This is a genomic window from Brevundimonas sp. Root1423, assembly GCF_001426805.1.
Window position 1 is genome coordinate 1 of the sequence record NZ_LMFL01000034.1, and the last position, 12,506, is coordinate 12,506.

12 protein-coding genes and 1 pseudogene are annotated in these 12,506 nt (G+C 67.8%); 5 read left to right on the plus strand and 8 right to left on the minus strand.

Annotated elements, in window-relative coordinates:
- Positions 1 to 5: 5 nt before the first annotated feature.
- Positions 6 to 487, minus strand: a pseudogene (petA, locus tag ASD25_RS18440) (ubiquinol-cytochrome c reductase iron-sulfur subunit).
- Between the two features lie 194 nt (positions 488 to 681).
- Between petA and ASD25_RS18445 the strand changes: the two are divergent.
- The gene (locus tag ASD25_RS18445) at positions 682 to 1,122 is read left to right on the plus strand and encodes a tRNA (cytidine(34)-2'-O)-methyltransferase (RefSeq protein ID WP_056619335.1); all 441 of its coding nucleotides are present in this window, start codon (positions 682 to 684) and stop codon (positions 1,120 to 1,122) included.
- A gap of 1 nt (position 1,123) precedes the next feature.
- On the opposite strand, the gene ASD25_RS18450 is transcribed toward ASD25_RS18445, so the two are convergent.
- A complete protein-coding gene (locus ASD25_RS18450; RefSeq protein ID WP_056619338.1) occupies positions 1,124 to 2,392 on the minus strand; it encodes a dipeptidase in 1,269 nt (422 codons plus the stop codon).
- A 107-nt stretch (positions 2,393 to 2,499) separates the two neighbouring features.
- Here ASD25_RS18450 and hemF point away from each other — a divergent pair, with 107 nt between their 5' ends.
- Positions 2,500 to 3,375 carry an oxygen-dependent coproporphyrinogen oxidase gene (gene hemF, locus ASD25_RS18455; protein WP_056619341.1) on the plus strand — a complete coding sequence of 292 codons (876 nt, stop codon included), beginning with the start codon at positions 2,500 to 2,502 and terminating at the stop codon, positions 3,373 to 3,375.
- Positions 3,376 to 3,378: 3 nt separating this feature from the next.
- On the opposite strand, the gene ASD25_RS18460 is transcribed toward hemF, so the two are convergent.
- On the minus strand, positions 3,379 to 5,877 hold the full coding sequence (locus ASD25_RS18460; protein ID WP_082572509.1) for an ATP-binding protein: 2,499 nt from the start codon (positions 5,875 to 5,877) through the stop codon (positions 3,379 to 3,381).
- A gap of 127 nt (positions 5,878 to 6,004) precedes the next feature.
- Between ASD25_RS18460 and ASD25_RS18465 the strand changes: the two genes are divergently transcribed.
- Positions 6,005 to 6,307: an antibiotic biosynthesis monooxygenase gene (locus ASD25_RS18465; protein WP_056619344.1), complete on the plus strand. Its 303-nt coding sequence runs from the start codon at positions 6,005 to 6,007 to the stop codon at positions 6,305 to 6,307.
- Here the strand turns inward: ASD25_RS18465 and rlmJ are convergent.
- Positions 6,304 to 7,128 (minus strand): 23S rRNA (adenine(2030)-N(6))-methyltransferase RlmJ, encoded by an 825-nt coding sequence (rlmJ, locus tag ASD25_RS18470; RefSeq protein ID WP_056619347.1) that lies wholly within the window; start codon positions 7,126 to 7,128, stop codon positions 6,304 to 6,306. The two genes, ASD25_RS18465 and rlmJ, sit on opposite strands and share 4 nt — an antisense overlap.
- A 217-nt stretch (positions 7,129 to 7,345) precedes the next feature.
- On the opposite strand from rlmJ, the gene ASD25_RS18475 reads away from it, so the two are divergent.
- Positions 7,346 to 8,344, plus strand: coding sequence for a DNA topoisomerase IB (locus ASD25_RS18475; protein ID WP_056619350.1), 999 nt, complete (start codon positions 7,346 to 7,348; stop codon positions 8,342 to 8,344).
- Positions 8,345 to 8,414: 70 nt separating this feature from the next.
- Entirely contained in the window at positions 8,415 to 8,807 is a 393-nt protein-coding gene (locus tag ASD25_RS18480; protein WP_056619354.1) for a hypothetical protein, read from the plus strand.
- A gap of 4 nt (positions 8,808 to 8,811) precedes the next feature.
- On the opposite strand, the gene ASD25_RS18485 is transcribed toward ASD25_RS18480, so the two are convergent.
- From ASD25_RS18485 to ASD25_RS18500, 4 genes are read right to left on the minus strand one after another with little or no spacing between them, the layout of a single operon-like run.
- A complete protein-coding gene (locus ASD25_RS18485; protein WP_056619357.1) occupies positions 8,812 to 9,258 on the minus strand; it encodes an opioid growth factor receptor-related protein in 447 nt (148 codons plus the stop codon).
- A 10-nt stretch (positions 9,259 to 9,268) separates the two neighbouring features.
- A complete protein-coding gene (gene tdh / locus ASD25_RS18490; RefSeq protein ID WP_200943676.1) occupies positions 9,269 to 10,309 on the minus strand; it encodes an L-threonine 3-dehydrogenase in 1,041 nt (346 codons plus the stop codon).
- A gap of 11 nt (positions 10,310 to 10,320) precedes the next feature.
- A complete protein-coding gene (locus ASD25_RS18495) occupies positions 10,321 to 11,511 on the minus strand; it encodes a glycine C-acetyltransferase (RefSeq protein ID WP_056619360.1) in 1,191 nt (396 codons plus the stop codon).
- A 55-nt stretch (positions 11,512 to 11,566) separates the two neighbouring features.
- Positions 11,567 to 12,484, minus strand: a complete 918-nt coding sequence (locus ASD25_RS18500) for a DUF4232 domain-containing protein (protein WP_056619364.1) — start codon at positions 12,482 to 12,484, stop codon at positions 11,567 to 11,569.
- Positions 12,485 to 12,506: the final 22 nt, after the last annotated feature.

Consider the following 12,506-nt stretch of genomic DNA (forward strand, 5'->3'; position numbering starts at 1 on the left):
CGCCCTCAGCCGATCTTGATGCGGGAGTCGGAGACGAAATCGTACTCCGGCACGACGAGGTTCGCGGGCGCCGGACCCTTACGGATGCGGCCCGAGGTGTCGTAGTGCGAGCCGTGGCAGGGGCAGAACCAGCCGCCGAAATCTCCGGCTCCGAAGGTGGGGATGCAGCCCAGGTGGGTGCAGTTGCCCAGCAGCACCAAGTACTGGCTGTGCCCGGCCTTGACGCGGTCGGCGTCTGTCTGCGGATCCTTCAGCGCCGACAGCGGCGCCGAGACGGCTTCCTGGATTTCCTTGGGCGTGCGGTAGCGGACGAAGACGGGCTTGCCCTGCCATTTGATCACGACCTGCTGGCCTTCATCGAATTGATCAGCGGCCAGGCCAGCATGGCCCCGGCGCCGACGGCGGCCGCACCGGCCGCGATGTGGATGAAGTCCCGGCGGGAGGCGTCGCCGCCTGTACCGTTCTCAGTCACGACCGATTCGGCCACGTCTTACTCCTCGTGCGCCGCAGTCCGCGCCCGGAACGGGGTGCGGAGGATCGGCATGGATGCTTTAGCGGCTTCCCGTCGGTCTGACCCGGCCCTGCGTTGCGGCTCATCGCCGCAAAGTGCGCCGTCCCTTGAGAAACAGTCGCAATTAGAGCCGCGACAGACCCCCGGGCCGCGCGTATGAGGGCCTTAGAATGCGTCTCGCCCTTTTTCAACCAGCCATTCCGCAGAACGTGGGCGCGTGCATCCGCCTCAGCGCGTGTTTCGGCGTGGAACTGCACGTCATCGAGCCCACGGGTTTCCGTTTCGACGACCGCGCGATGAAGCGCGCGGCGCTGGACTACGGTCCTCTGGGGCATATGACGCGCCACGCCGGTTGGGACGCGTTTCAGCGCGACCGTGGGCCCGGTCGGCTGATCCTGTTCACGACCAAGGGGGCGACGCCCCTGAACGATTTTGTCTTCCGGCCGGACGACATCCTGCTGTTCGGCAGCGAGCCCAGCGGCGCTCCGGACTTCGTGCATGACGCCGCCGAAGCCCGCGTGGTTATCCCCATCCAGCCGGAGGCGCGCTCGCTGAACCTGTCGGTTTCGGCCGGGATCGCGTTGTGGGAAGGTCTACGGCAGACCAGTTGATCTACTCCGGCGCGCCCCCGGCGGCGATCACAGCCAGATTCGGCCGCTCGCCCTTTTTGCTCTCCGCCACCGCCTCCACCGCGCGCATGACCCGCAGCACGTTCTCGCCGGCCAGCTTGCGGATGTCCGCTTCGCTCCAGCCGTTGGCCATCAACGCCGCGAGCAGGCGGGGATAGCCGTCGACGCCCTCCAGCCCGACCGGCAGGGCGTCCACCCCGTCGAAGTCGCCGCCCAGACCGACGTGGTCGATCCCGGCGACGTCGCGCACATGCTGGATGTGGGCGACCACGTCGGCGATCGTCGCCACTGGTATCGGATGCGCAACCGTCCAGGCCGTCAGTCCGTCGGTCACGGCTTTCGGGTTGCCGGGGTTCAGCGACTTCAGCCGCGCGTCCTCGGCCGAGCGGGCGCTGTTCCACGTCCGCACCGTCTCGGAAACGAAGCCCGGCACGAAGGTGACCATCACCACCCCGCCGTCCTCCGGCATCAGACGCAGTACGCTGTCGGGCACGTTGCGCGGATGGGCGGTCACGGCCCGGGCGGAGGAGTGGGAGAAGATCACCGGCGCGTCCGACACGCGCATGGCGTCCAGCATCGTCTCTTCGGAGACGTGGCTCAGATCGACCATCATCCCCAGCCGGTTCATCTCCCGCACGACCTGCTCGCCGAACGGCGACAGTCCGCCCCATTTGGGCGCGTCGGTGGCGCTGTCGGCCCAGGTGGTCGTCCGCGAATGGGTCAGGGTGATATACCGGGCGCCGGCGTCGAAGAATTCGCGCAGCAGGCCGAGGGAATCGTCGATCGAATAGCCGCCCTCCATGCCGATCAGCGAGGCGATCTTCCCGCGACGATGGATGCGCTCGATGTCGGCGGCGGTCGTCGCCAGTTCGAACGTGTCCGGGTGCGCCGCCACGATCCGCTTGACCGTGTCGATCTGTTCGAAGGTGGCCACGGCCGCATCGGGCGGAGTCATGGTCGCCGGCACATAGACCGACCAGAACTGACCGCCGACGCCGCCGGCCCGAAGGCGCGGAATGTCGGTGTGCAGATCAGTGGAGGCGTCGAGATTGGCGGCCAGGTCCACCGCATGCGGATCATTGCCGTGGCTCTGACGCAACGCCCAAGGCAGGTCATTGTGACCGTCGATCAGCGGCGTCCGCTCCAGTATCCGCCGCGCCCTTGCGTCCCCCGCCGCAGCAGGGCTCTGGGCCAGCGCCGGTCCGGCGATCAGGGCAGCGGCGACAGTGGCCAGAAGGATTGTGCGGATCATGGCGGGCTCCCCGAAACAGCGACGCGGGACAGTGCCAGACGCGACGGGGTTGGCAAGGCGCATCCGCCGCACTTCTCCCCTGAACCCGGACCGACTACAGGACCCTTATGACCGACGACGCCTCCTCGCTGGATCAACGCAAGGCCGAGACCCGCGCCTGGTTCGAAACCCTGCGCGACCGCATCCACGCCGGCTTCGAGGCGCTGGAGGATGCGGCGCCCGCCGACCTCTTCCCCGGCGAACCCGGTCGCTTCGTCCGCACGCCGTGGGACCGGCCCGAGGGCGGGGGCGGCGTCATGGGCATGATGCACGGCCGGCTGTTCGAAAAGGTCGGGGTCCATGTCTCGACCGTCCACGGGACCTTCCCCGCCGACTATGCGAAGACGGTGCCCGGCGCGGCCGAGGATCCGCGCTTCTTCGCCACCGGCATCAGCCTGATCGCGCATCCGGTCAGCCCGCGGGTCCCGGCGGTGCATATGAACACCCGCTTCATCGCCACGACGCAGAGCTGGTTCGGGGGCGGCGGCGACCTGACGCCGGTGCTCGACGTCGACCGCCGCCCGGACGCGCCAGACACCCTCGCCTTCCACGCCGCCATGAAGGCGGCGTGCGACGCGCACGATCCCGCTTGGCACGCGCGCTTCAAACAATGGTGCGACGAATATTTCTGGCTGCCGCATCGCAACGAGCCGCGAGGCACCGGCGGCATCTTCTACGACCATCACGACAGCGGTAATTACGCCCGGGACTTCGCCTTCACCCGCGATGTGGGGACTCGCTTCCTCGACGCCTATTCGGCCATCGTCGCCGGCCGGATGTCGGAACCCTGGACGGCGGAAGAGCGCGAGGAACAACTGGTCCGCCGCGGCCGCTACGTCGAGTTCAACCTGCTCTACGACCGGGGCACCATGTTTGGCCTGAAGACCGGCGGCAATGTCGAGTCGATCCTCAGTTCGATGCCGCCCGTGGTGAAGTGGCCGTAAAGGTCAGGCCGCCTCGCGCTCAGGCGCTTCCATGGCGTTTGCGATGGCGTCGAACAGGCTGACCAGGGTGACCGGCTTGGTCAGGTGAGCATCCGCCCCCGCCTCCCGGCCCGACGCCACATGTTCGGCCATGGCGTTGGCGGTCAGCATCACCACCGGCGTCCGCTTCAGACCGCTCGCCGCCTCCAGGGCGCGGATCTCGCGGGTCGCGGTCAGCCCGTCCATGACCGGCATCTGCATGTCCATCAGGACGAGGTCGAACCCGCCGCCCTTGAAGGCCTCCACAGCCTGTTGGCCGTCCTCGACCGTGACCAGTTCCATCTCCGTGGCCGCCAGCATGATCTCCACGACCTTGCGGTTGGCCGGGTGGTCGTCGGCCAGCAGGATGCGCAAGGGCGTCGCGGCGACATCGACCCCCGCCGCGACTTCCGTCTCTCCCACAACCTCGGCGGCCTTGGGCATCGGAATCTCGAACCAGAAAGTCGAACCCTTGCCGGGGGCGCTGTCGCAATCCAGCGCCGCCCCGCCCATCAGCTCGACCAGGGCGTTCGAGATCGTCAGCCCCAGACCCGTTCCGCCGTAGCGGCGGGTGATCGACCCGTCAGCCTGCTGGAAGCGGCGGAAGATGCGGCCCTTCTGGTCGGGGTCGAAGCCCACGCCCGTATCGGTGACCCGGAACACGGCGCGGCCGTCCAGGGTCGACATCACGGACAGGCGAACCGAGCCCGAGGACGTGAACTTCAGCGCATTGCTGACCAGATTGGTCAGCACCTGCCGGAGACGCACCATGTCGCCCTCGACCAGCCCGGACAGGGCCTCGTCGAACTCGACCACCATGGCCACGCCCTGGTCCTCGGCCTTGACCCGCCACAGGGCGGCGACGTCCCTGACCGACTGCTCCAGATCGAACGGCGCCGGTTCGAACGTCAGCTGACCCGACTCGATTTTGGCGCTGTCGAGGATGTCGGACAGCAGCCGTTCCAGCGTCGCCCCGGACGAGCGGATCAGCGCGACCATCTCGTGCTCTTCCGGCTTCAGGTCGCGCCGCGCCAGGGTGTCGGCCATCGACACCACCCCGTTCAGGGGCGTGCGGATCTCGTGGCTCATATTGGCGAGGAACTCGCTCTTGGCGCGGTTCGCCTCCTCGGCCCGCTGCTGGGCCAGACGCAGCTGCCGCTTCTGTCGCGCCTGCCAGACCAGCGTGGCGCCGGCGAACAGCAGGAAGATCACCCCGATGCCGATGATCGCGCGCTGCAGGCCGGTATTCGACCGCGCCGTCTCCAGCTGTGTCCGGCGGTCGTCCAGCTGGCCCTGCATATTGCCGGTGACCTGATGGATGCCGGCGCTGTAGCTGCGCGCCGCCGAGATTTCGCTCTCGAGCATATGCGCCCTGAGGGTCCGGAACGCGGCCTCGTGCCGACCTTCAGCGAACAGGACCTCGGCCTCGACGTGGTCGACCTCGGACTGGATGCCGCTCTCGGTTTCCAGTCGACGCAGCGCGTCGACGTCCCGCCGGGCTCCCGCTATCTGGCCGGTGCGGGCCCGGGCGATCGCCCGCAGCGGCAGCGCCTCCGCCGCCACGAAGGCGGCCTCGCCCAGCGATTCTCCGTACGGCTCCAGACAGGCCAGCACGGCGCGGGGCTCGTTGCGGGCGTTGGCGACCGTGGCGCACAGGCTGGCGTCATAGACCGACAGCGTCGTCAGTCCCGCCCGCCGGGCCAACCGATGGTGGGCCTCGTAAAACCGGGCCGCGCGGTCGCCGTCGCCGACCTTCACCGCCATCATGGCCAGATTGTACAGGCTGTCGAAATCCGGACGCGGATAGGCCGGGTTGGAGTAGTCGATCTCGAACTTCCGGAACGCGTCCGCCGCGCCGGTGACGTCATTGAGCTGCTTCAACCCCATGCCCGTCACTTCCCAGATCCCGGCATGGGCGGTGGCGGCGAAAGGGTCCTTCGCGGGGATACTGGTCTGGGCCTGTGCCAGGAGCTCCAGCCCCTCGCCGACCTTGCCCTCATCGATGAGCGCCAGAGCCGTAAGCCGGGCGGCATGGGCCCGCACGAACCAGTCCTCGCCGGTTTCCGCCGTCCGGCGCATCTCGGCGACCACCGCGGTCTCGCCCTGGTCATAGCGGATCGTCAGGGCGTTCAGCCGGGCGATATCCTTGTACCGCTCGTCTCCTTGCCGCTGCGCAGCCTCGGCCAGCCGCCGGTTCCACAGGGCCGCCTTGTCGAAATCCCCCTGGTTCAGGATCGTCCAGGTCACGTGATAGAGCCGGTTCAGACCTTCCCGGTCGTTCTGACGCATCGCCGCCACGCCGAACCGGTCGAGGGCCGCGAAATCGGTTGAACCCGCGCGGGCCTCAACGAAGTTGGCGAGCCTCAGGGCGTCATCCGGAACCTCAGACGTGCTGGCTGGAACCGGCTGGCTCCTGACGGCCGGGGCGCCCCCGGAAACGGCAGCGGCGGCCAGAAGCGCGACGACGACACGGATAAGCAACATGGAGATTCCGACTGTGTAATCTTTCGTCGCACAGCATGTGTTGAGCAAGGTTTAGCGAACGACGTTTCAGCCTTTGCGCGCACTGTGAAAGCGAGACTCTCGTCTCGCGATCCGCTAGACGCCCGCCATGTCCGACACAGATCCCGTGGTTCTGATCAACGTCTACCGCTGCGACCCGGCGAAGCTGGACGCGCTGATGGACTTGCTGACTGTCATGGTGCGGGCCCAGCGGGAAGCCGACGGCTTCGTATCCGCCACCCTGCACCGCGGACTGAACGGCAAGGTCGCGGCCGTCCATGCAGTCTGGCGAACGCGCGAGGACTGGAAGGCGATGACCCGGCTGCCGGCGGTCAACGCCGCGATGGAACCCATCATGGCCATCGCGACCTTTGAGCCGCACCTGTACGAGGCCTGCGAAGTCTTCGACTAGGCGTTGGTGAACCAGACGTCGGCCTTGGCTCCGGCCTCGCCGAGCGTCTCAGCAACCCAGCCGCAGACCTCACGCGCCGCGGCCTCGGCCCCGGTCGGCGGGTTCAGGATCACCACCGCGCAGCCATTCATCCGCATGGGGTCGGTCAGCGGCCGCAACCTCGCCTCGGCCACGAGCACACGCTGGGCCCCGGCCTGGTCGAGCCGGCGCAGGAAACCGTCGAAGGTCTCCAGATCCTTCAGGGGAGTCCAGATCGCCACAGTGGCACGGGCGTCGGCGCGGACGATCGCCGCGCCCGTATCGGCGGCGCGCAGATAGTCGTCGGGCTTTTCGAACGGCGGGTCGATCAGCACCAGCGGCCCCGTCGCCTCGGCGGCCCATGTCCGCGCCTGATCATAGCCGTCCCCGCCTTCCGCCGCGGCCTCGGGATAGGGCGCCAGAGCCTCGGTCAGCATATCCAGCACCGGCGGGTTGAGCTCGAAGCCGACATAGCGGTCGTCGTCCCGCAGCGTCTGCGCCACCAGCAGGGGGGAGCCGGGATAGAGGTCTGCGCCGCCTTGCGGGTTCAACCGCGCCACGGCGGCGGCCAGCGCCTCGATCAGCGGAGGCCGACCCTCGGCCGCCATCAGCCGTGCGACACCCGCCTCTGCCTCCTTCGACCGCACGGCGTCACCGGTCAGATCATAGAGGCCCGCGCCGGCATGGGTGTCGATGACCGTCAGCGGGCCGTCGGCTCCCCTGCGATCCAGCAGCCACAGCAGCAGGGCGTGCTTGACCAGATCGGCGAAATTTCCGGCGTGAAAGCTGTGGCGATAGTTCATGAGGGCTTCCGTCGTCCGCCCGGCCCTCGCGGTCAAGGGCCGACGGGAACCGTCCGCCCCGGTCCGTCGTTCGGCGACGCGACCTGGAGTGCGAAGTGATCGATCATCCCGTCCCGTCCGACCGCCGACGCACCCTCCCCCGGGCGGTGGCCGGGCCCGTACGCAAGGGTCTCGATCTTCGCGAACAGCACCGCCGCGGCGATGCCGGGGTCGGAATATGACCGTCGCCGACCCCGCCGATGTCCCGCGCGGCCTGACCTATTGCAGCGACGAGCATCCCGGCATCCGGCGCACCGCTTCGGGCAAGGGCTTCAGCTATCACGATGCGAAGGGCAGCCTGATCCGGGACGAGGCGGTGCTGGCGCGTCTGCGATCGCTCGCCATCCCTCCGGCTTGGACCGACGTGTGGATATGTCCCCGCGCCTCGGGCCACATCCAGGCCACGGGCCGGGATGCGAAAGGCCGCAAGCAGTACCGCTATCACGAGGGCTGGAGCAGTCACGCCTCGGAGACCAAGTTCGAACGCCTGCCGGCCTTCGCCCGGGCGTTGCCGAAGCTGCGGGCCCGCGTTGAGGCCGATCTGAACAAGCGGGGCGTATCCCGGGACAAGGTTCTGGCTACGGCGGTCCGGCTGCTGGAAATCACCCTGATCCGGGTCGGCAATGCCCAGTATGCGAAACAGAACCGCTCCTACGGCCTGACGACGCTGAACAAGCGGCACCTTGATGTCGACGGAACAGCCCTGACCTTCGCCTTCAAGGGCAAGAGCGGGGTCGAGCATGAGGTGAAGGTGCGGGACCGACGCCTAGCCACCGTGGTCCGATCCCTTCGCGAACTGCCGGGCCAGCAGCTGTTCAAATACCGGGACGCCGAGGGGCAGCTGTGCGTTCTGACCTCGGACGATGTGAACAGCTACATCCGGGAGGCCATGGGCGACCAGTTCTCGGCAAAGGATTTCCGCACATGGGCGGGGACCGTCTCGGCGGCCCGGGCCTTGCGCGACATGGAACCGCCCGCCTCACCGACGGCGGCGAAGCGTCAGATCACTGTCTGCGTGAAAGCCGTCGCCGGCCTCCTGGGCAATACGCCGACGGTGTGCCGGTCGTCATACGTCCATCCGAAGGTGTTCGAACTGTTCGAGAACGGCGAGCTGCTGGCCCTGCCCGGTCCCGACACGGCCGGGTTCGAGAAGGCGTTGATCAAGACATTGGGCTGACGACGTTGTATTCAGGATTCGGGGAAACGGCGGTTTGTGAAAATCGCCCTTTGTCGGAGGGATCCAACCAATGTCGGTTTCGAATAATTTCCTGCGTCTCGGCGTGCTGTCAGCTCTGGTCGGAATGACGCTGGGCGTCTGGATGGGCGCGAACGAGAATTTCGTTCTCGGGCCCGTGCATGCGCACATCAACCTGCTCGGTTTTGCGTCGATGATGCTGTTCGGCCTGTTCTACCGGTCGTTCCCGACAGCGGAACGGGGCTGGCTGCCCAAGGCGCATTTCCTTCTGTCGGTGCTGGGTTTCCTGATCCTGATGCCGTCGCTGGCCCTGATGCTGCTCGGCAGGCCATTCTTCCTGCCCGGCATGATCGCGTCCGAGATCATGCTGGTTACGTCGATGCTGCTGTTCGTCATCATCGTCTTCATGGCGACGATGAAGAAGGGCGAGCCGACCGCCGCCTGACGGTTCAGGCCGTCGCCCAGTATCCGCGACTGCGGGCGCTCACGGGCGCTCGCGTCGCCTCGACCCGGGCCATGATGGCGGCCCGGAAGGCGTCGGCCTGCTCATCGCCGACCAGCAGCCGCAACGACCGGATGATCCGCGTGATCCGAAGGTGGTTGTGGTCGTTGGGCATCAGCCAGTCGTGGGTGGCGCGATAGAAGGCGTCCATCCGGTCGGTCGCGGCGGCCAGGGCGCACTGGGCCATGACCGACTCCCGGATCGCCTCGACCTCTGTGTCGGCGAGCACGGGCGCCTCCGGAACGGCGCGCGAAGGTTCCCGCAGCGGGAACAGCCACTGGATGAAGTCGTGGTTTCGCTCCAGCGCGACGTTGTCCATGGCAAGCACGTCAAACAGGGTCCGGCCGCGTGCGTCCGGACCCTCGCCTTCCAGAAAGGCCGTTATCGCGGACATGGGTTGGGCCTCAGGCCGCCTTGTCCCAGTTCAGAACCACCTTGCCGGACTGGCCCGAGCGCATGGCCTCGAAGCCCTCCTCGAAGCGCTCGTAGCTCATCTGGTGGGTGATCAACGGCGTCAGGTCGAGACCGGCCTTCAGCAGGCCCAGCATCTTGCGCCAGGTCGTGAACATCTCGCGCCCGTAGACGCCCTTGATGGTCAGGGCCTTGAGGATGATGGCGCCCCAGTCGGTTTCCATCGGCTTCGAAGGAATGCCCAGCATGGCCATGCCGCCGCCCATGATCAGGGTGTCGACGCACTGTTTGAAAGCGATCGGCGATCCCGACATCTCCAGCGCCACGTCGAACCCGACCTTCAGGCCCAGCTCGTGCATGACGTCGCGCAGGTCTTCTTTCGTCGTGTTCACGGTGCGGACGCCGGGGGCGACCTTCTGCGCCAGCTCAAGGCGGAAGTCGTTGATGTCGGTCAGGACCACAGTGCGCGCGCCGGCGTGGCGGGCGACCGCGGCGGCCATCATGCCGATGGGGCCCGCGCCGGTGACCAGCACGTCCTCGCCCAGCAGGTCGAACTGCTGCGCCGTGTGCACGGCGTTGCCGAACGGATCGAGGATCGAGCCGATCTCATAGGGCACGTCATCGGGCAGCTCGATGACGTTGAATGCCGGAGCCACCACGAACTCGGCGAAGGCCCCCTGACGGTTCACGCCGATGCCGCGCGTGTCGGGATCGAGGTGGAAGTGGCCGGCCCGGGCGGCTTCCGAGTTCAGGTCGATGACATGGCCCTCGGCCGAGACGCGCTGGCCGATCTTCAGGCGGCGGTCGACGTCCTTGCCGATGGCGACGATCTCGCCCGAGAACTCATGGCCGGTGATCATGGGGACCGGCACATTCTTCTGGGACCACTCGTCCCAATTCCAGATGTGGATGTCGGTGCCGCAGACGGCGGTGCGCTTGACGCGGATCAGCACGTCCTCGTCGCCCGCAACGGGGATCGGCGCGTCGATCAGCTCAAGGCCGATGCCCGGCCGGGTCTTGGCCAAGGCCTTCATGGTGTCCGCCATCAGATAACTCCCAATTCGCGTCCGGCCGTCGTGAACGCAGCGACCGTCTGATCAATCTGTTCGAAGGTATGCGCCGCAGACATCTGGGTGCGGATGCGCGCCTGACCCCGGGGCACGACCGGGAAGCTGAAGCCGATGACATAGACGCCCAGCTCGAGCGCCCGGGCGGCGAAGTCCTGGGCCAGCTTGGCGTCGCCCAGCATCACCGGAATGATCGGGTGTTCGCCCGGCAGCAGGTTGAAGCCCGCCTCGGTCATGGCGGCGCGATAACGGGCGGCGTTGGCGAACAGCTGTTTGCGCAGGGCGTCGCCCTCGTCACCGCCGGCGATGCGGATGGCTTCCATGCTGGAGCCGCAGATCGCCGGGGCCAGGGCGTTGGAGAAGAGGTAGGGCCTCGCGCGCTGCTTGAGCAGGTTCACGACCTCGGCCTTCGCGCAGATGAAGCCGCCCATGGCCCCGCCCAGCGCCTTGCCGAAGGTGCCGGTGACGAAATCGACCTCGACGCCGTGGTGGGCGTAGGAGCCGCGGCCTTTCGGACCGAGGAAACCCGTGGCGTGGCAGTCGTCGACCATGATCAGGGCCGAGTATTTGTCGGCCAGCGCCCGGATGTCCTTCAGCTTTGCGATATAGCCGTCCATCGAGAAGGCGCCGTCGGTGGCGATGATGATCTCCTTGGCGCCGTCGGCCCGGGCCTGCTTCAGCTGGGTCTCGAGGTCGTCCATGTCGGACGTCGCGAAGCGATAGCGCTTCGCCTTGCACAGCCGCACGCCATCGATGATCGAGGCGTGGTTCAGGCTGTCGGAGATGATGGCGTCCTCGGCCCCGAATAGCGGCTCGAAAATCCCGCCGTTGGCGTCAAAGGCGGCGGCGAACAGGATCGTGTCCTCGAAGCCCAGATAGTCGGCGATCGACCGCTCCAGCTCCTTGTGGATCTTCAGGGTGCCGCAGATGAAGCGGACGGAGGCCGTGCCCGCGCCCCACTGTTCCTGGGCCCTGATTCCCGCTTGGGCGACGCGCTCGTCTCCGGCGAGGCCGAGGTAGTTGTTGGCGCAGAAGTTGAGCACGTCGCGCCCGCCGACCCTGATCACCGGGCCCTGACGGGAGGCGATGATCCGCTCGGGCTTGGTCAGCCCCTGGGAGTCGATGTCGGCGAGTTCCGCGCGCACGCGGTCGTAGAAGGTCGCTGTCATGGGCGCTCCGCTACGCCGTTTTTCCCGCCGTTTGAACCCCCGCCGAACGCGAGGGTCACGCTGCCGGCGTCGGGGCCGGTTCGGCGACGGCGCGGAACGGGCTGATCTGGATCCGGCCGCCGCAAGGGGTGAACGTCTGGGCCAGGGTGGCGGGCGAGGTGTCACCCGGGGCGGCGGCCCGGATGCGGGTCGCAGTGGGACAGGCCGTTTCGCCCTTGGCTTCGTTCGGCACCACCGTCCAGGCGACGTCGAAGAAGGCCTTGGCCTGCGGCTGGACGGTCACCGGCGCCGGCGACTGGCCCGAACGCAGATAGCTGCCGGGGTTCTGCTCCGAACGGACAGTCGTCAGGTTGCGGCCGCGGGCGTCCTGCAGCGTCACGGTCGGATAACCGGTCAGGCTGCAGGCCTGGGCGCCGACGTTCTGCACGCCGATGATTGTGACCCGGTGGCCCATGCCTGCGTCTCCGCCGTCCGCCGACAGCTTAAGCTGCGGGCCTTTGCAGGGGACGGCCGCGGGGGGCAGCGGCCCGCCGGGCAGCGGACCTGGCGCGGGGGCCGGGCCGGGCGCGACCGGCGCTGACGACGGGCGGCTGCAGCGCTCCAGTACGGCGACCCCGACGTCCTGATTGGGGCCGAGGCGGCTGAGGGTCGCGGTCTCCTGACCGTCGGCGGTCACGGTTTGCCACTCCATGCCCGAGCCCGTGAAGCGCGCGCCCGACGCCGCCTGAACGGTGCGCAGGACGTAGGTCTGGCCCTTGTAGGTCAGCTGGGCCGTCGAGGTGTCCGGATAGCCGACGGTGACCGACTGGCCGCTTTCGCAGGCGTAGCTGATCGGCGAGGCAATAGGGGCCGCGGGCGCGGGAACCGGCTCAACCGGGGCGACGGGCGGGGCTTCAGCCTCCTGTGTGCAGCCCGAGGCGGCGATGAGAGCCAGGGTCGAGACGATCGTGCAGGCGGTGCGAAGACGGCGCATGGAAGCTCCACGGTTGGGTCCG

Coding starts and splice junctions, on each gene's coding strand:
- rlmJ (WP_056619347.1), bottom strand. CDS start 7,128: ATGAACTATCGCCACAGCTTTCACGCCGGAAATTTCGCCGATCTGGTC.
- ASD25_RS18445 (WP_056619335.1), top strand. CDS start 682: ATGCGTCTCGCCCTTTTTCAACCAGCCATTCCGCAGAACGTGGGCGCG.
- ASD25_RS18460 (WP_082572509.1), bottom strand. CDS start 5,877: ATGTTGCTTATCCGTGTCGTCGTCGCGCTTCTGGCCGCCGCTGCCGTT.
- ASD25_RS18450 (WP_056619338.1), bottom strand. CDS start 2,392: ATGATCCGCACAATCCTTCTGGCCACTGTCGCCGCTGCCCTGATCGCC.
- hemF (WP_056619341.1), top strand. CDS start 2,500: ATGACCGACGACGCCTCCTCGCTGGATCAACGCAAGGCCGAGACCCGC.
- ASD25_RS18480 (WP_056619354.1), top strand. CDS start 8,415: ATGTCGGTTTCGAATAATTTCCTGCGTCTCGGCGTGCTGTCAGCTCTG.
- ASD25_RS18495 (WP_056619360.1), bottom strand. CDS start 11,511: ATGACAGCGACCTTCTACGACCGCGTGCGCGCGGAACTCGCCGACATC.
- ASD25_RS18465 (WP_056619344.1), top strand. CDS start 6,005: ATGTCCGACACAGATCCCGTGGTTCTGATCAACGTCTACCGCTGCGAC.
- tdh (WP_200943676.1), bottom strand. CDS start 10,309: ATGAAGGCCTTGGCCAAGACCCGGCCGGGCATCGGCCTTGAGCTGATC.
- ASD25_RS18500 (WP_056619364.1), bottom strand. CDS start 12,484: ATGCGCCGTCTTCGCACCGCCTGCACGATCGTCTCGACCCTGGCTCTC.
- ASD25_RS18485 (WP_056619357.1), bottom strand. CDS start 9,258: ATGTCCGCGATAACGGCCTTTCTGGAAGGCGAGGGTCCGGACGCACGC.
- ASD25_RS18475 (WP_056619350.1), top strand. CDS start 7,346: ATGACCGTCGCCGACCCCGCCGATGTCCCGCGCGGCCTGACCTATTGC.